16 protein-coding genes are annotated in these 17631 nt (G+C 39.6%); 2 read left to right on the plus strand and 14 right to left on the minus strand.

Annotated features, from left to right (window positions below):
- Nucleotides 1-126: 126 nt before the first annotated feature.
- The 5 genes from QP439_RS07995 to pbp2b all read right to left on the minus strand — a co-directional run bounded on the left by QP439_RS07995 (nucleotide 127) and on the right by pbp2b (nucleotide 6265).
- The gene (locus QP439_RS07995) at nucleotides 127-831 is read right to left on the minus strand and encodes a YwaF family protein (protein ID WP_285389304.1); all 705 of its coding nucleotides are present in this window, start codon (nucleotides 829-831) and stop codon (nucleotides 127-129) included.
- A 94-nt stretch (nucleotides 832-925) separates the two neighbouring features.
- Nucleotides 926-2299: a UDP-N-acetylmuramoyl-tripeptide--D-alanyl-D-alanine ligase gene (locus QP439_RS08000; RefSeq protein WP_285389308.1), complete on the minus strand. Its 1374-nt coding sequence runs from the start codon at nucleotides 2297-2299 to the stop codon at nucleotides 926-928.
- A gap of 83 nt (nucleotides 2300-2382) precedes the next feature.
- A complete protein-coding gene (locus QP439_RS08005) occupies nucleotides 2383-3426 on the minus strand; it encodes a D-alanine--D-alanine ligase (RefSeq protein ID WP_254753903.1) in 1044 nt (347 codons plus the stop codon).
- Nucleotides 3427-3600: 174 nt separating this feature from the next.
- Nucleotides 3601-4197: a recombination mediator RecR gene (gene recR / locus QP439_RS08010; RefSeq protein ID WP_000966754.1), complete on the minus strand. Its 597-nt coding sequence runs from the start codon at nucleotides 4195-4197 to the stop codon at nucleotides 3601-3603.
- A gap of 10 nt (nucleotides 4198-4207) precedes the next feature.
- Nucleotides 4208-6265, minus strand: a complete 2058-nt coding sequence (gene pbp2b / locus QP439_RS08015) for a penicillin-binding protein PBP2B (protein ID WP_285389314.1) — start codon at nucleotides 6263-6265, stop codon at nucleotides 4208-4210.
- A gap of 190 nt (nucleotides 6266-6455) precedes the next feature.
- Between pbp2b and QP439_RS08020 the strand changes: the two genes are divergently transcribed.
- The gene (locus QP439_RS08020; RefSeq protein WP_285389317.1) at nucleotides 6456-7307 is read left to right on the plus strand and encodes a MurR/RpiR family transcriptional regulator; all 852 of its coding nucleotides are present in this window, start codon (nucleotides 6456-6458) and stop codon (nucleotides 7305-7307) included.
- A 15-nt stretch (nucleotides 7308-7322) separates the two neighbouring features.
- Here QP439_RS08020 and QP439_RS08025 read toward each other — a convergent pair whose 3' ends face one another.
- From QP439_RS08025 to QP439_RS08065, 9 genes are all read right to left on the minus strand, one after another.
- Nucleotides 7323-8207 carry an ROK family protein gene (locus QP439_RS08025; RefSeq protein WP_285389320.1) on the minus strand — a complete coding sequence of 295 codons (885 nt, stop codon included), beginning with the start codon at nucleotides 8205-8207 and terminating at the stop codon, nucleotides 7323-7325.
- Between the two features lie 17 nt (nucleotides 8208-8224).
- On the minus strand, nucleotides 8225-9142 hold the full coding sequence (locus QP439_RS08030; protein WP_001281493.1) for a dihydrodipicolinate synthase family protein: 918 nt from the start codon (nucleotides 9140-9142) through the stop codon (nucleotides 8225-8227).
- Between the two features lie 68 nt (nucleotides 9143-9210).
- On the minus strand, nucleotides 9211-10314 hold the full coding sequence (locus QP439_RS08035; RefSeq protein ID WP_000241736.1) for a Gfo/Idh/MocA family protein: 1104 nt from the start codon (nucleotides 10312-10314) through the stop codon (nucleotides 9211-9213).
- A 39-nt stretch (nucleotides 10315-10353) separates the two neighbouring features.
- A complete protein-coding gene (locus QP439_RS08040; RefSeq protein ID WP_285389325.1) occupies nucleotides 10354-11187 on the minus strand; it encodes a carbohydrate ABC transporter permease in 834 nt (277 codons plus the stop codon).
- A complete protein-coding gene (locus QP439_RS08045) occupies nucleotides 11187-12071 on the minus strand; it encodes a carbohydrate ABC transporter permease (RefSeq protein ID WP_023946138.1) in 885 nt (294 codons plus the stop codon). Before QP439_RS08045 ends, QP439_RS08040 begins: the two co-directional genes overlap by 1 nt.
- A 78-nt stretch (nucleotides 12072-12149) precedes the next feature.
- Complete coding sequence (locus QP439_RS08050; RefSeq protein WP_285389328.1) at nucleotides 12150-13487, minus strand: ABC transporter substrate-binding protein; 1338 nt, start codon at nucleotides 13485-13487, stop codon at nucleotides 12150-12152.
- An 18-nt stretch (nucleotides 13488-13505) separates the two neighbouring features.
- Nucleotides 13506-13958: a YhcH/YjgK/YiaL family protein gene (locus QP439_RS08055; protein WP_285389331.1), complete on the minus strand. Its 453-nt coding sequence runs from the start codon at nucleotides 13956-13958 to the stop codon at nucleotides 13506-13508.
- Between the two features lie 24 nt (nucleotides 13959-13982).
- A complete protein-coding gene (locus QP439_RS08060) occupies nucleotides 13983-14681 on the minus strand; it encodes an N-acetylmannosamine-6-phosphate 2-epimerase (RefSeq protein WP_285389333.1) in 699 nt (232 codons plus the stop codon).
- A gap of 201 nt (nucleotides 14682-14882) precedes the next feature.
- Entirely contained in the window at nucleotides 14883-15863 is a 981-nt protein-coding gene (locus QP439_RS08065; RefSeq protein ID WP_285389336.1) for an acetylxylan esterase, read from the minus strand.
- A gap of 367 nt (nucleotides 15864-16230) precedes the next feature.
- Here QP439_RS08065 and QP439_RS08070 point away from each other — a divergent pair, with 367 nt between their 5' ends.
- Entirely contained in the window at nucleotides 16231-17145 is a 915-nt protein-coding gene (locus tag QP439_RS08070) for an Rpn family recombination-promoting nuclease/putative transposase (protein ID WP_254753896.1), read from the plus strand.
- The last annotated feature ends 486 nt before the right edge of the window (nucleotides 17146-17631 follow it).

A 17631-nucleotide genomic window follows, 5' to 3' on the forward strand; every position in this document is an offset into this window, starting at 1 on the left:
AGGACGAAATTTGTCCTTTCTCGGTTTTAGCTTTTATTCAACCCACTACAGTTGACAAAGAGCCGCTTTTTTTAGTTTCCAAACAAATTATAAAAAATCAGATTTATGAAAAAAGAAAGCTCATTTCTAAGCTTTCTTTGCAGTCATTTTTTCTGCTTCTTGTGCTAAAAATAGTTCCAAGATTTTCTTTGTTAACGTAATCGCCGCTGATAAGGCCAGGGAAACAATTAAATAATTAGCTACTAAGCCATGATCCCCAACCAATGGTGGTTTTGTCAAGAATCCGTAATCTCCACCTGTTACTAAATTGACCACAAAAATCAAGGCATTTAGTGCAAAGGTCATGAGAAAAATTCCCTTCACATCCAGCAATCGCGCGTTATACTGTCTCAAGAGATAAACCAGTGAGTTCCCCAAGAGAGCTAAGTGCCCAAAGATAAAGGATAAAATCGCAATATGCGGGAATGGATAAGGATCTGGCACTGGATAAACAAAGGCTGCTAATGTCCCAAATGTTCCTAGTAATGCAAAATACTGCCGAGATTTGGACTGACCAGGAAGCAAAAGCACCACAAACATAGCCATACGGCAATGGTAAAAGGGTAAGCTTTCTGACAATGGCATATGATTAACCCCGTACCATCCATAAATAAGGATTAACTGAACTGCCTGCAAGATTTGGAAAAATCGTTGATAAGCCTTCTTTTCACGATAACGATAGGCTGTATAAAAGGTCAAAGCCAAGAGTGTAAATATACTAACATACCAAAAAAGGTCAAATTTGGGTGGCTCTGTTGCTTGGGTCGTAAAGAAAATATCCCATAAATTCATCTAGTCTTCCTCATGATTCAAAATTTTCCTGCATTTTATTATACCATGCTATTTGTCAAAAATGAATTTAGAAATACGTAAATGTTTGACAAAATCACTTTGCTTCATTTTCTAAACTTTCTAACAACTTGGCTAGATTCATAGAGTTAGAGCCTTTGAGTAGGATTTGGTCATGGGCTCCAAGTCTCTCTTTGACTTGCTTGACTAGGTCTTCAAATTGGTCTTGTTCTTCTGTTTTCTTAAAGTAGTAAACGTGGCCGATTGGGAATATTTGACTGGCCAATTGGGCTAATTCGGCAATGTCTTCTCCATAGAAAATAAGGGTATCAAGCACATCTGGAGAAAGGCTCAAAATGATCTGATTATGAAGTTGAATAGACTGGTCACCAAGTTCCTTCATATCCGCCAACACTACAATTTTCTTGCCACCTTCATTGGCTGGAATGGCAGAGAAAGTCTCTAAAATCAGCTTCATAGCAGTTGGATTAGCATTGTAAACATCTGATAAGATATCTGCTCCATTGACTGCTTTCTTCCACTCGGTACGGTTACGCGTTAATTCAAGATGTTGGAAGGCCTGACGAATTTGCTCCTCTGAAACTCCTTCTTGTAGGGCAACATAAGATGCAATCATAGCATTGGTGGCATTGTACTTACCAGTCACTGGCAAATCAAGAGCTTGTTCCAAGAAATTAGTCTTAAAAGTCAGACTTTCCTTGCGCTCAACTAAGTCTGTAATTTCCAACTCTGCTCCTGAGCCAAAACGAACTACTTTTTTATCAGTTGGCAAGTAGTCCTCTACAATCGGATCTGCTGGTGCCAAAAGCAAGGAACCAGACGACATGCCATCAACAATTTGCATTTTTCCTTTAGCAATCTCAGAACGGTCTTTGAAAAAGGCCAAATGGGCTTCGCCAACCAAGGTCACGATGGCTGTTTTTGGACGAGCCAATTCTGACAAGAGATGAATATCGCCCAAGTGATCCTGCCCCATCTCCAAGACCAACTTTTCTGTTCCTTCAGGCATGTGGAGAACTGTGTAGGGAAGGCCAATCTCGTTATTGTAGTTGCCTTGTGTTTTGTATGTTTTATAGGTTGTTGATAGCAAGTGCGCTAACATATCTTTGGTCGTTGTCTTGCCATTTGAACCTGTAACAGCAAAGACATCAACAGCCGTTTTTTCAAGATAGTAGGCTGCTAGGGTTTGAAAGGCAGTCAATACGTCATCTACTAAAATGTAGGGATGGTTTGCAATTTCTTTCTCAGACAGGGTTACAGCAGCGCCATTTTCAAAGGCTGTTTCGATAAAGTCATGACCATCACGCGCCCCTTTGAGGGGCACAAATAAATCCCCTGCCGCAACTAAGCGACTATCAAACTCGGCCTTTTCTAACTTGGTATCCTCAAAAATGCTGATATCATTTTTAGATCCGACAACTTGAGCCACTTCATGGATTGTTAATTTCATTTCTACTCCTTTAAAAAGGGTTGAAGTCCGAGAACTCTAATCACTCTGCAGTGATGGTTCTGGCTTCTACCCTCTCTTTCATTTTATAGCAAATGCGCTTCGCGCTTGTCAAAACTTTCCTTAGCAAGGTCAACCAAACGCTCGATTAGTTCTGGGTAGCTGATTCCCATATTATCCCAAAGTAGTGGATACATTGACCACTGGGTGAAACCTGGCATGGTATTGAGCTCATTTAGGAAAATCTCTCCCTTGTCTGTATAGAAGAAATCGCAACGAGATAGACCTAAACCACCAATGGCACGGAAGGCTGTTTCTGCATTTTGACGCATGACAGCTACCACATCATCACTGATTTTAGCTGGAATATCCATAGTAATCTTATTATCAATATACTTGGCATCGTAGTCATAGAAGGCAACATCCTTGACTACTTCTCCTGGAAGGGTGCTTTTAACATCGTAGTTACCCAGTAGCCCAACCTCGATTTCACGGGCATTCACTCCTTGTTCTACCAAGACACGGCTATCATATTGGAAGGCAAGTTTCAAGGCTTGACGGAGTTCTTCTTGATTTTCAGACTTAGAAATACCAACACTTGAACCCATGTTTGATGGTTTTGTGAAGACTGGATAAGTCAATTTTTCTTCAACTTCGACAATTTTAGAAGTTACATCATCACCTTCGACAATGGCCACATAAGGAACTTGGGCAATACCAACAGATTCTAACACACGCTTGGTCGTGATTTTGTCCATGGCAAGACTTGATGACAAGATGTTGCAACCAACATAAGGCATTTTCAAAACTTCGAGGAAGCCTTGAACAGAGCCATCTTCTCCCATCGGACCATGAAGGACTGGAAAGACCACTGCTCCTTCTTCGTAGATAACACTTGGTGCAACTTTCTTATCCCAATCAATGGTTTCATTGGTCATAAGACGATCCTCTTGACCTGGAGTCTGGCTAAATTCTTGCGTTTTAATAAAGTCACCTGACTGGCTGATGAAGAAAGTCTTGACCGTGAAACGGTCGTAGTTGACCGCACGCATGACACTCTCAGCTGAAAGAACAGAGACTTCACGCTCTGCACTACGTCCACCGTATAAAAGAATAATCGTTTGTTTCATATTATTTGTTCCAATTCTAATAGAATACTCGTTCTTTAGTATATCATATTTGCTTCTTTTTTGAAACTTGAACCTGATACTGGTCTTCAATAAATCTAAAAAGAGACCGATAAAACAACTGTCGGTCTCCATGATTTTTGTATAAATGAATTGAGTGTGTTAATTTGTCTACACTTACAACTCTGTTCGATTTTCAATGGCTCGTAAGAGCGTCACTTCATCCGCGTACTCAATGTCCGCTCCGACAGCGAGACCTCGTGCTAGACGCGTAACCTTGATACCAGCTGGCTTGAGCAAACGTGAAAGATACATGGATGTCGCTTCACCATCTGCTGTAGCATTTGTTGCTACGATTACCTCTGAAACTTCACTATCCATCAGACGAGTCATAAGACTCTTGAGATTGATATCATCTGGACTGATACCATTCATGGGAGAAATGAGACCATGTAAGACATGATAGAGTCCATGGTATTCTTGGATATTCTCCATTGCTGCCACATCGCGACTATCTTCGAGAACTAAAATCGTTGTCTGGTCCCGAGTCGGATCGGTACAGATAGAGCAAGGATCGTCATCAGTCAGGCGACCGCAGATGGAACAGTAGGTCAGCTCTCTCTTAGCAGAAAGGAGATTTTTAGCAAATTCATTGACATCGTCATCAGACATTCCAATAGTATAGAAGGCCAGACGGGTAGCCGTCTTAATCCCGATACCCGGTAACTTCGAATAACTGTCAATTAGCTTAGCAATAGGTGTTGGATAAAGCATATGTTCCTTTCTAATTCATTGGATGATGTTGGTTATAGAGGTTGATAATATCGCGCGCAATGGAAGGTCCGACACCATTTGTAAGGTTGGTGTTATGAGGGAAGACAACAGCTACAGCGATTTGAGGATTATCTGATGGTGCATAGGCCACAGCATTAGTATTGTTAGCTTTTTGACCACCCTCAACATAACTTTCGGCAGTACCTGTTTTTCCACTAATGGATACCGCTGCGCCATTTGAAAAGGCACGACCGGTTGTCAAAGCACTTCCACCATGTGAAACTTGATAAAATCCTTGTTGAAGAATGGAAACATCAGACTCAGAAATATTAATTTTATTCATTTCCTTGGTTTCAACAGATTGGATTAAGTTCCCTAAACCACCTTGTTCATTATTTCCATAAATCCCCTCAACAATGTGGGGCGCAATCCGAACACCGTTGTTGGCAATTGTGCCAACGTACTGGGCCAATTGCATTGGGGTGTAGTTATCAAACTGACCAAAGGCATTGGTAATGTAATTAGCAAAATTATACTCTTTTGGAATAAAACCAGTTGACTCATCTGGAAGGTCAATGCCTGTTGAGGCTCCAAGACCATATTCAGCAAATGTCGCACGCAATTTCCCCATGGCGGATTCCAAATTGCTAGTTCCAACAAACATATTGGGTTGATAGGTCTGACCCATAATGCCCAAGGCCGTTTGAACCATATAGGTATTAGAAGAATACTCCAAAGCTTCCACAGCTGTAATCGGGAATGAACCGTAAGCCTGAGTATACCAAGAATTAATTGGAGATGAGCCTTGGAAGACAATCGGTTGGTCTGTCAAGGTCTGGTTCCCTGACAAGACTCCATTTTCCCAGCCAGAGCTGATGGTCGCAGCCTTGACAACCGAACCTGGGACAAAGACATTGGTTACTGTTCCCAAGGAGTCAGGTGTTAAATCTCCCGTTTTCAAGTCATGTTTTAGCCCTGACATAGACAAAACTGCACCTGTTTTTGGGTTCAAAGCAACTGCATAAACACCTTCAGAATATCTGGCTCCTCCATTTCCTAACTCGGAATTGAAGTAACTCTTAAGAAGATTGTCCACGCTATCTTGGAAGGCCAAATCAATGGTCAGTTTAATATTGTTTCCTTTGGTACCGTCTTCGATATTTTCGACACTTTCCATATTGCCATACTTGTCTAGATGAATTTCTTTCACCGAGCGTTTTCCTTGCAAGGTTTCTTCATATTGTTTTTCTAGATAAGAGGTTCCAACACGGTCATTTAAAGAATAACCCTTTTTAAGATAGGAATCTGCTTCTTCAGCTGGGAGACCAGCTTTTTCACTGGAAACACTTCCTACTATAGAAGAAAGTGAAGTCTCTAGAACTTTTCGATCCCACGAAGTTGAGATACTGATACCAGGTAAATTCTTAGAAGCCGAAGCTATCAAGGCAATCTGTGTATCTGTCAAGGAATCTGTTGCAATGGTCCCTGTCGCAAAATTTTCAACTGCATTAAGTTGGCTAAAGAGGTAAATTTCTTTCTTTTCATCCTCTGTATAGTTTAGTTGACTCGTTTGGACACTATCGACCGCATTGTTATACAGTTCTGATTCGGATAGACGATTGCCATCTGAATCCAACCGTTTCTCGCTTGGGAGAGCCTCCACTGTTTTCTTATAGACATCTTGATCTGCTAGGTAATAGTCTGCTAACTGTCGGTCAGTCAATGTTGGAGAAGAAACTCCCACATAGGCTAGCAACTTCTTGGCTGTTTCTTTCAAATCGGCAGCCGTCATTTTGTTGTTTCGAGTAAAGGAAACAACTTGTTTCACAGTATTTTCAACCAAGGGCTTGCCGCTGGCATCATAAATTTCTCCTCGAGCTGAACTAGTGGTCACCTTTGTTTTACTAGCCGATGCTAGTTTTGTCTCATAAAAATCCTTGTTCAAAACCTGCATATAAAGCAGGCGACCAATAATGGCCATAAAGAGCAAAATGACAATTGAAAACAATAAATTAAGCCGAATCGGAATCGAATGGCTATCAAATTTTCTCATACAAATCAGTCTCATTTCTATTTTAAGTCTTACTCTTCATTGTACCACAATTTGAGAAGAAAATTATGGAAAATAAGAGAGCTTTTCCTTTTTTACAGGAAAATACGATTTTATTTATCCATCCCTATATTATATGATATAATAAATGTAAAAGTTCGATGACCTAGTCTTTTTCCAATATGACTCATTTAAAGGAGCCTTCCCTATGGACAAACCAGATATAGCAACCATCATTGATTCCCACTTCGAAGAAATGACAGACCTAGAGCAAGAAATTGCGCATTATTTTTTACAAACAGAAACCATTGCAGATGATTTATCTTCTCAGCAGGTTACTCAAAAATTACATATCTCTCAAGCTGCTCTGACCCGCTTTGCTAAAAAGTGTGGTTTTACAGGTTATCGAGAATTTATTTTCCAATATCAACACCAAGCAGAGAAACAAGACACCCATTCTCACAAACACAGTCCACTTACAAAACGAGTCCTCAGAAGTTATAGCAACATGCGGGAGCAAACACAGGACTTGATTGACGAAGTCCAACTAGAAAGAATTGCCCAGTTAATCGAAGATGCTGAGCGTGTCTACTTCTTCGGAACAGGGAGTTCTGGCCTCGTAGCTCGTGAAATGAAATTACGCTTCATGCGTCTAGGTGTGGTCTGCGAGGCCTTGACTGACCAAGATGGTTTTGCTTGGACAACCAGTATTATGGATGAGAATTGTCTCGTACTCGGTTTCTCTCTTTCTGGCACAACACCTTCTATTTTAGATAGTCTATTAGACGCTAAGGAGATGGGGGCAAAGACTGTACTTTTTACAAGTGTTCCCAATAAAGATAGTCAGGCCTATACGGAGACTGTTCTTGTAGCCACCCACAGCCAGTCTTCTTACATCCAACGTATATCCGCTCAACTTCCTATGCTCTTCTTTATCGATTTGATTTATGCCTACTTTTTGGAAATCAATCGTGAAAGCAAGGAGAAAATCTTTAATAGCTATTGGGAAAATAAAAAACTCAATGGCTATCGTAGACAAAAACGTATAAGAAAATCCTAGTTTGGTTGAACCAAACTAGGATTGTTTTGTTTTAAAGTGATAATAAGCACCCAACATACCTGCTGTATTCTGATGATGAGCAAATTCTAATCGTGTTTTTTCAGCTAGGCTTGGTACCAAAGCATCTTTTAAAGCTTTTCGAATTTTAGGTTTGAGGATTGCCTCTTGCCCCATGATACCGCCACCGAGAATGACCACTTCTGGATTGGCCACATAGCAAATATTTGCCAGACCTTTTCCTAGATAGTCTACCATACGGTCAATACCAGCCATGCAGATTTTGTTTCCTTCGGTAGCTTCCTTAAAGATACGTCGGCCATTCCACTGTTCAACTGAATCACCATGACCTGCCGCTACATACTCTACTAAGGCTGTTGTAGAGGCCAAGTCTTGGAAAGCTCCATCCTGCATATGCATATAACCGACTTCACAGGCTGAATTGCTAAATCCATGGAAGACTTTCCCATCCATAATCAAGCAACCTCCGATACCTGTTCCAATGGTCAAGCAAAGGGTGACACTCGCTCCCTTGCCTGAACCAGATACTGCCTCAGCAAGACCAGCACAGTTGACATCATTTTCAATCTCACAAGGAATATTAAAGCTAGTCTCGATTTCCTTTTTGAACTGGGTTCCTGCATAGTTAGGGATTTGAGGGCCAGCATAGAATATTTCACCCTTGTCAGGATCCACCATTCCTGCAGAAGAAATGGCAACACCTGCTACTGGGCCTTTTTCTAAATAGTTAGCTACGATATCTTTGGTCTTTTGTAAGATATGAGGTCCACCTTTATGCGCCTCTGTTGGCATTTCATGCGATTCAACAAGTTGTCCTTCTTGGTCAATCAAACCATATTTGATATTTGTTCCACCGATATCAATTGCAACGTAGTGTGTCATAAATACCTCCTTATGGATTAGAGGAAGCGCTCCTTGGTTTCACGAATCAAGGCTGCAGCTGCTTCTACAACTGGACGATCGTCTTCAGTCACTGGTGTCAATGGTGAACGAACAGAACCAATATTCAAACCTTCATTGATCTTCAAGACTTCTTTAATGACACCATACATATTTCCATGTGCAGCAGTGAGTTTACCAATGATAGCGTTGATAGCATACTGTAATTCACGCGCTGTTTCCAAGTCTTTATCCGCAATCAATTGATTAAGTTTCAAGAAGAGTTCTGGCATAGCACCATAAGTACCACCGATACCAGCTTTAGCTCCCATGAGACGACCACCTAAGAACTGCTCATCTGGACCATTAAAGACGATGTGGTCTTCCCCACCAAGGCTGACAAAGGTTTGGATATCTTGAACTGGCATAGAAGAATTCTTAACACCGATAACACGTGGATTCTTCAACATTTCAGTATAAAGACTTGGAGTCAAAGCAACACCTGCCAATTGAGGAATGTTGTAGATCACGTAGTCTGTGTTTGGTGCTGCAGAACTAATATCGTTCCAATATTTAGCAACTGAATATTCTGGCAAGCGGAAGTAAATTGGTGGAATCGTTGCAATGGCATCTACTCCCAAGCTTTCTGCATGGCGAGCCAGTTCCATACTGTCTTTGGTATTGTTGCAAGCAACATGAGCAATAATAGTTAATTTACCTTTGGCAACTGCCATGACTTCTTCCAAAATCAACTTGCGGTCTTCAACGCTTTGGTAGATACATTCACCAGAGGAACCATTGACATAAAGACCTTGAACACCTTTATCAATGAAGTATTGAACCAAGGCACGTGTACGTTCTGGGCTTACTTCTCCTTGATCATCATAACATGCGTAGAAGGCTGGGATGACACCTTCGTATTTTTTTAAATCTGACATAGATTTTCTCCTAACTTATTTCCGAAATGAGGGGAGAAAATAAATTTTTCATCCCCTTTACATTATGTTTATTTTACAATTTCTGACAATTTTACTTTGCGATCTTCAAACATAGACTGGGTACAAGCATCTGCAGTAGCAATTGCTTCTAGAGCAGCTTCACCTGTCAATAGTTTTGCAAATTCTTCTGATACTGGAGCTCCTTGCATAATCTCATGCAGATATCGCATTTCTTTGTCAATGACAGATGATAGCCATAACGGAGTACGTTTACCTGGTTTACCATAAGCAATTGCTCCGTCCATCTCTGTACTATGATAGATGCGAGTACGATCATCATCTTCTTCTTGTGATTCATGAATCAAGAAATAGCTTTCTTGTCCATCTAGCTTAAGAGTTCCTTTACAGTTGAATAAGTCTAAGCGGATAGCACCTTTCGTTCCTTGAATCAAAACATAATGTTCACCCCAACGATAAGCTGAACCCCATTCTAACAAGGCAAAACGTTTATTAGAAAATTCCATATTGACAAAAATCATATCATCTTCATCACCGAAATTTTCACCTTCATGGGCTACATTTCCACCTGTCATGGTTACAGTTTCTGGCATACCACCCATAAGGAATTGCACGCAATCCAATTCATGAATATGGTGATACAAGTGACCACCTGATTTTTCACGAATTTTTTTCCATGATACTGACGGTTGTTGTTCTTCCCAACCATTACGAGCTGTGTGACAATATAGAACGTCTCCGATGACTCCTTGATTAATTAGTTCTTTTGCATGATGGACACCATTAAAGAAGTTCATAATATGTCCTGCCATAAAGGTTACATTATTTTCTTTACATGCATCTACCATCTCGCGACAATCTTGATAAGAAAGCGCAATTGGTTTTTCACAGAAAACATTTTTACCATGTTGTGCAGCCTTAATAACCGGTTCCTTATGAAGATTATTTGGAGTTGCGACGATAACACAATCTACCTCATCGCTAGAAACCAACTCATCTAGGGAGCTTGCTACTTTTGCTCCCAATTCTTCTGCAATTGCCTCTGCATTATCTGGATCATAGAGAAGAGTAATCTCTGCTCCATCATTCTTTTGCATATAACGAGCTAACTCAGCCCCAAAATATCCTGTTCCAACAACACCGTATTTAACCATGTTTTTTCTCCTTTATTAAATAAACTTTCTAATTTTAACTTATTTCACAGATCCTTCTGATAATCCACTTGCAATCTTATTTTGGATGATAGAGAAGAAAATGATTGATGGAAGAACTACAATAACAGATGCCGCCATCATATCTCCCCAGTCTAAGATTTCTGAACCATTAAGCGAACGAAGGGCTACTGCTACTGTCATCTTTCCTGTATTGTTAATCAAAATCAAAGCATACAGGAATTCATTCCAAGCATTGATAAATGTATAAATAGCTGTTGCTACAATACCTGGTGCTACAATCGGTAGCACAACTTTATAAAATGTAACAAATTTATTTGCACCATCAATTCGAGCTGCTTCTTCAATTCCAATTGGAACTGTTTGGAAAAATCCAACTAAGAGCCAAACTGCATATGGAACACTAAAAGATAGATAAACCATCATCAAGCCAAATAAACTATTTGTTAACCCAACTTTAGCAATGGCAATTGAATATGGAATTGCTAACAAAATTGGTGGGAAAATGTAGGTAATGACGAGTAGTCTCGACATGATTGCGCCCAATTTAGGGAAGAATCGAACAATACCATAGGCTGCCATAGCAGAAATAATAATTGCAATAACGGTTGTAGCTAAGGCAATAATCAAACTGTTTCGAATGTTATCGATAAAGTGCAAATCGTTGATAACATGAGTGAAATAATCTAATGTAAATTGTTCAGGCCAAAATCGTGTTGGATACTGAGTTAATTCCCCTTTCCCCTTTACAGACGATATGATAATCCATACTAATGGGAAAATTGCAACGATAGTCGCACCAATCAAGAGTGCATGTGAGAGAATATCTAAATAAATACTGGATTTCTTCTTCATTATTTTCTACCCTCCTTTTCCCACTTACTGATGATAGCAAAGTAGATAAAGCAAATCGCCACCAAGAAGATAAAGAGCAATACTGTGACTGCTGAAGCACGACCCAACAATTTAGTTCCCCAACCTAGGTTGTAAGCAAAAATTGGAAGCGTTGTTGTAGCATTGGCTGGTCCACCACCAGTAATTAGGTAGATAATGTCAAAGTTATTAAAGATCCATACAGTTCTCAAAACAACTAGAAGCCCTACAACCACTTTAATATGTGGAAAGACGATAAACTTGAACACCTGCCAACTTGAAGCGCCATCTATCTTAGCAGCCTCAAATTGTTCTTCTGGTACTGTTTGCAAAGCTGAAAGTACATTAACCATGATCATCGGTGCTCCAAACCAAATGTTGATAAACACCAAACATAGGAATGCCCATGTACTATCTGTCAAAAATGCAGGTGTATGATCCATTAAACCTAATTTTACGATTAGGTTAGGTAAGTAGCCATAAACCCCGTTTAGAATCCACTGCCAAGAAAAGGCAATAACGATTGTAGGAAATGCCCAAGGAACAATCAATAAGGTCCTATATAATTTCTTGAAGTGACGTACTCTGTGAAGAGCTAAAGCCAATACAAACCCTACTAAAACTTGACCAACTAATGAGAAAACGGTCCACTTAATTGAATTAAAGAACGCATTAAAGAAGTTGGGATCTGATAGCACAGCTTTGTAGTTAGCTAAACCAACAAATTTATAATTTGGCATAATTAAATGCTTATTGGTAAAGCTATAAAAAATACTCGAGAAAAACGGATAAACAAAGAGTAATCCTACGATAATCATAGCTGGCAAAACAAATATCCAGCGAGTTAAATTACGTTCTTTAACCATTCTCCTTCTCCCTTCTTTTACAAGATTGGGCTAGGGCTTTTCAGCTCACTAGCCCACCTATTTTCTAGTCTTTTATATCTACTGAACAGCCTCAAATAAATCGTTTAATTGTTTTTCTGCTTCTTTTGCTGCTTTCATAGGATCTGTTCCATTTGAAATGATATCTTGGAACATTTGTTCAATAATGTGTTGGTTAGTCAACATACCAGCTTGTACACTTGGTCCATTTTCATAACCAATAGCAGTACCTTTTTTAACAGCTTCAGTAATCACTTCTTCAGCATGTTTAAATTTCTTACGAGTTTCATTTTCTTTATAGGCTGCAGAATCGCTAATCCCCTTAATAGTTGGCAACATACCTACTGGAGTTGAATCAAGGAATTTAACGTAGTCTTCTTCATTATAAAGTGATTCTAAGAATGCTTTAGCAACTTCTGGATGTTTTGAATTTTTCCAAACAACCATTGGAATGTTTGAGGTTTCAATTCCTTGGTCTTTATCAGATTCTTTGATTTTTGGAATAGGATAGGCATCAATCGAATCAATCAATTGAGGACTGTTGGCATTAATTCCTCCAATATGGAAGCCAGAGTTAAAGTCAAATGCTGTTTTCCCTTGATAGAACAAGGTAGCTTGTTGAAGGACATTAAAGTTCAAAGAATCTTGAGGTGAGATTTCTTTATACATTTTAACCCAGTATTTAATACCATCTTGAGCAAGTTGGCTTGTCAAATCTGCTTTAAGATCTTTTGTCAAGAGACTTCCACCACCACTTCGAACATAGAAGTTCAAGAAACGTGTTGCCATTAAGTCGTTTGTCCCAAATGGAACAGACAAGCCATAAACTCCAGCTTCTTTCAATTTTTTAGAAGCATCATAGAGTTGATCCCAAGTTTTAGGAACCTCAATATTATGTTCTTTTAACAAATCTGTTCTAACCCACATGACTTGTGCATGGGAATAAAGAGGAACAGAGTAGTAATCATTTCCGATTTTTGCTTCATTTAAGGCAGTTTCGTTAAATTTATCCTGTCCAATACGCTTGATAGAATCGTTTAGCGGAACCAAAGCATCTGAGTTTACCATTTCCATTACTTGGTTAGGAAGGGCTGTACTGATATCTGGCACATTCCCATTTGCTAAACCTGTAGTCCATTTAGTATAGAAGTCATTCCAAGAAAATGTTTCAATCTTGATTTTCGTTTTTGGATGTTTTTGCATGAAAGCATCTGCTGATTTTTGAATACTTTCTAAACGTGGCCCTTGAGTAAAGGAGTGCCACATTGTAATCTCACCAGATAATTCTGTCGGTGGTTCAGTGTCAGCTGTAGTTTCTTTCTTTCCTGAACAAGCTACCAAGGCAACAGCTGCTAGCGCAACTCCAGCTAAACATAAAAACTTTCTCATTTTTTTCATTGTTCTTCCCTTTCTACATTAAGAAATAGCAACTTTAAAGACAACTTTTTTAACAGGTTCATCATTTATACGAACCTTGGGTTGATGTAAATCTTCTGGAAAAGTGATAAGGCATTCACCAGCTCTCAAATGAACTAACTGTTCCACTTCTCCTGTGTATAATTCAATATCTTTTTCTTCATCATATTTTTGGGTAACGCTTACATTTTCTGGCGACGTAACAGCCATGGCTTCTTCGTTTTCCAAAACTAAATGAATATCCAAATATTTTTGGTGAGTTTCAAAGAAGGCTCCTGCTTGACCGTCTGCTAGATAAGTAAAGCAATTACCAAATAATCGATCACCATCGATATCAATCGGACCTTCTGTTAAATTTTCTAGTCCTGTTTTTTCTAGAAAATCTATTAATGCTGCAAAATGTGGATTTACTTTCACATAAGTTCCTAAACGACTGATTTTAGTAATAATCATACTCAATCCCCCTTTCTTTATTTTTTATTTAAGACCAGCAACGAAGCGTTCTGTAATCTCTTTTGGTCTAGTAATAGCGCCACCTACAACAATGCCTCGCACTCCATATCCAAGGATTTGTTTGGCTTGTTCTGGTGTATGAATTTTCCCTTCTGCAATGACATCTACGCCAGCATCACAAAGTTTTTTGATCAATTCAAAATCGGGACCATCTACTTTTGGACTGTAAGATGTGTATCCTGATAAGGTTGTTCCGACAAAGTCAATTCCTGCTTCAACAGCTGCCAATCCTTCATCGAAAGTACTTGTATCAGCCATCAAGAGCTGGTTAGGATATTTCTCCTTAACCTGACGAATGAACTCTTGAATCTCCAAACCATCATAGCGTTCACGCTTGGTACAATCCAGAGCAATTACCTCGATGTCCAGTTCTGCCAATTCATCAACTTCTTTCATAGTAGCTGTGATGAAGGGTTCTTGTGGTGGATAATCTCGTTTGATTATCCCAATGATTGGAAGGTTGGTAACCTCCTTGATTTCCTTGATATCACGAACACTGTTTGCTCGGATACCGACTGCTCCACCTTGCTCAGCCGCTTTGACCAGCAAGGGAATGACTCCTCCCGCTTCTGTGTAAAGCGGTTCGTGAGGAAGGGCCTGACAAGAAACGATGATTCCATCTTTAATTTGTGCAATCAAGGCTTCTTTAGTAATCCGTGGCATCCTCTTTCCTCCTTTTCCTTGTTCTTATGAGGTCATTATATATCATTTGTTAAGCGCTTTCAATACTTTGTGATAGAATAGATTTCAGTTTCAAAAGTATTTTATAGAACAGCTGTTTCTGAAAGTAGTTTCAGAGAATCATCTATTTTAAATCATTCTTATTAAACTACAAAAAAGAGAGCTACTGGTCTCTCTCATTTATCACTTCATATATTTAAAAGAAATCTCACTACCACAAAGCCAGTTATAAACCTGGTCATTGACAAAAACATTCATGGCTTCGTGGGCATACTCAGGCATAATACGATAGGCCTTATCGCAGGTCAGGCGGTTGTAAATCGCAAACTGGGTAATAGGATAGCAAACATCATCGTCCAAGCCCGTAATCATCTTAACCTCACCCTTGATACGATGTGCGAGATTTTTCACATCGATATAGGCAAGGGTCGCCATGATTTCCTCCTCAGTTTCGTGGAAGGGGTCGTGAAACTTGAAATAACGGAACAGTTCGTCGTAAGCCTCGCTAGTATTACCAATCTCAAGCACTCGTCTGAAGTCTGACAAGAAAGGATAGATGGCAACAGTTTTCTGAATCCGAGGATTGAGCGCTGCCGCAACCAAGGCTAGAGCCCCTCCTTGTGAAGCACCATAGCTAGAAAGACGCTTCTCATCCACCTGAGGCAGACTAGCAACAATTTCGACCAACTGGTAAATATCCAGATAAACATCCTTATAAAAGAGGTGATTCCGACCTTCCACAGCCCCACGGATAATATGTCCCTTAACCGTATTTCCTAAAGGAGAACGCAAACCGTCCTGTGAATAACCTGACTGTCCCCGCACATCCATGGAAACAACACCGTAACCAGCCACGGTATAGGCCAGCATATCGACCCAATCCCAGCCACGTCCCATATAGCCATGGAAATGGAAGATTATCGGAACCTTCTCCTCACTCTTTGGAAGAACAACTCGTGCATATACCTTGGCTTCATTGGTTCCTTCAAATGTTAATTCATAGCACTTGACTTGAGGAATGTGAAAATCTCTTTCCTCCAACTGATAAGCTGGAAGTGTTGAAACTTTTTTTACTTCCCCATCCCAGAAAGCATCAAAGTCCTCTGGAACCTCATCCCTTCCTCTATAAGTCTTGATTTCTTCTAACAAAGCTGGATTTTTCATAACATGCTCCTTTTGTTTTGTAATCGCTACCACCACTGTAGCATATCTAAGTAATCAATGCAAGAAGGAAGGGTAATACTCTTCGAAAATCTCTTCAAACCACGTCAGCTTCGCCTTGCCGTATATATATGTTACTGACTTCGTCAGTTCTATCTGCAACCTCAAAACAGTGTTTTGAGCAACCTGCGGCTAGTTTCCTAGTTTGCTCTTTGATTTTCATTGGGTCACTTCTAAAACTGACTTCCAATTTTGGGAGAGAGAGGGAAGTTACTTTGAGAAGTTACGCTTTTTTACGAATAAATAGATAGAAGCATTAAATCTAGTCAACCTAGAGGTAAAAATGTGCTATAATGAAAGGAGAGAAAGAATGATTCTCAGACATCCGGGCATTAGCCCGACCAATGATTTAGTGGCTAAGAAGATTTTTAGCAACCCAGAAATCACTTGTCAATTTATTCGCGATATGCTGGACTTACCAGCCAAAAATGTGACCATTTTGGAGGGAAGCAATATTCACGTCTTGCCTTCCCTGCCTTACTCAGCGCAGGATTTTTACACTAGTATAGACGTCTTGGCAGAGTTGGACAATGGCACCCAAGTGATCATTGAGATTCAGGTGCATCATCAGAATTTTTTCATTAATCGTTTATGGGCTTATCTGTGCAGTCAGGTCAATCAAAATCTTGAAAAAATTCGTCAACGTGAAGGTGATACACACCAGAGTTACAAGCATATCGCTCCTGTCTACGCCATTGCAATTGTGGACAGCAACTACTTTCAGGATGATTTAGCCTTTCACAGTTTTAGTATGCGAGAGGATACGACAGGTGAGGTTTTGACAATTACAAACAACAGGCAGGAAAACCATCTAGTCAAGATGGCGTTCTTAGAACTAAAAAAATACAGAGAAACCAGCAAGGATAGCGTTCGCAAACCGTGGTTGGAGTTTTTTGGGAATAAACCCTTTACCCAACAACCCGAGCGAGCCATCAGCCAGGCAGACCAACTGCTAGACTACAAGAGCTGGTCCGAGGAGGACAGGAAAATGTTTAGTCAACTACGTATGCGTGAAGAACAGGCATTATTGGCTCATGATTATGCCTTGGAAACTGCTAGGGCAGAAGGGATTGAACAGGGACTGGAGCGTGGAAAAGTTGAAGGAAGTTTGTCTATGCTACTAAATCTAGTCCGTCAAGGTCTTTTGCCTTCTGAAGTTGCCAGTCAACAGTTGGGTATGACTGTCTCTGAGTTTGAAGAAATATTGAAAGAGCATCATAAATAAGAACTAAAAAATATAGAGAAACCAGTAAGGACAGGGTTCGCAAGCCGTGGTTGGAGTTTTTGTAAATCATTAAATCAATGACAGATTTTTCCGTAATAGATGGAAGAATCTGTTTTTTAGTTATGCTAGATGTGGGTTCTGAAATAGTAAGATATGGTGTATTGAAATAAGATATGAACAAAGAAATTAGGAAAGTCAAATTATAGTTAAATGAAATAAAAACTGAACAAATTAATTGCGGAATTCAAACTAATTTCTAACAATGTTTTAGAAAACTCGGTGGACTATTCAAGATTCAATCTACTATAATTTCTAGAATTTTTTAGAATCCGCAGTGTGCTATTTTAGATTCAATAAATTGTGCTTTTAGAAACAAAAAAGAGCAGTTACGCTCTTTCTTCCTTATATTTATGGCTCTTTGTCAACTGTAGTGGGTTGAATAAAAGCTAAAACCGAGAAAGGACAAATTTCGTCCTTTCTTTTTTG

It is taken from the genome of Streptococcus sp. UMB1203 (genome assembly GCF_030217725.1).
Taxonomy (GTDB): domain Bacteria; phylum Bacillota; class Bacilli; order Lactobacillales; family Streptococcaceae; genus Streptococcus.

Bases quoted from the DNA above. Each gene is read 5' to 3' on its own strand.
- QP439_RS07995 (WP_285389304.1), bottom strand. From the start codon at position 831: ATGAATTTATGGGATATTTTCTTTACGACCCAAGCAACAGAGCCACCC.
- QP439_RS08000 (WP_285389308.1), bottom strand. From the start codon at position 2,299: ATGAAATTAACAATCCATGAAGTGGCTCAAGTTGTCGGATCTAAAAAT.
- QP439_RS08005 (WP_254753903.1), bottom strand. From the start codon at position 3,426: ATGAAACAAACGATTATTCTTTTATACGGTGGACGTAGTGCAGAGCGT.
- recR (WP_000966754.1), bottom strand. From the start codon at position 4,197: ATGCTTTATCCAACACCTATTGCTAAGCTAATTGACAGTTATTCGAAG.
- pbp2b (WP_285389314.1), bottom strand. From the start codon at position 6,265: ATGAGACTGATTTGTATGAGAAAATTTGATAGCCATTCGATTCCGATT.
- QP439_RS08020 (WP_285389317.1), top strand. From the start codon at position 6,456: ATGGACAAACCAGATATAGCAACCATCATTGATTCCCACTTCGAAGAA.
- QP439_RS08025 (WP_285389320.1), bottom strand. From the start codon at position 8,207: ATGACACACTACGTTGCAATTGATATCGGTGGAACAAATATCAAATAT.
- QP439_RS08030 (WP_001281493.1), bottom strand. From the start codon at position 9,142: ATGTCAGATTTAAAAAAATACGAAGGTGTCATCCCAGCCTTCTACGCA.
- QP439_RS08035 (WP_000241736.1), bottom strand. From the start codon at position 10,314: ATGGTTAAATACGGTGTTGTTGGAACAGGATATTTTGGGGCTGAGTTA.
- QP439_RS08040 (WP_285389325.1), bottom strand. From the start codon at position 11,187: ATGAAGAAGAAATCCAGTATTTATTTAGATATTCTCTCACATGCACTC.
- QP439_RS08045 (WP_023946138.1), bottom strand. From the start codon at position 12,071: ATGGTTAAAGAACGTAATTTAACTCGCTGGATATTTGTTTTGCCAGCT.
- QP439_RS08050 (WP_285389328.1), bottom strand. From the start codon at position 13,487: ATGAAAAAAATGAGAAAGTTTTTATGTTTAGCTGGAGTTGCGCTAGCA.
- QP439_RS08055 (WP_285389331.1), bottom strand. From the start codon at position 13,958: ATGATTATTACTAAAATCAGTCGTTTAGGAACTTATGTGAAAGTAAAT.
- QP439_RS08060 (WP_285389333.1), bottom strand. From the start codon at position 14,681: ATGCCACGGATTACTAAAGAAGCCTTGATTGCACAAATTAAAGATGGA.
- QP439_RS08065 (WP_285389336.1), bottom strand. From the start codon at position 15,863: ATGAAAAATCCAGCTTTGTTAGAAGAAATCAAGACTTATAGAGGAAGG.
- QP439_RS08070 (WP_254753896.1), top strand. From the start codon at position 16,231: ATGATTCTCAGACATCCGGGCATTAGCCCGACCAATGATTTAGTGGCT.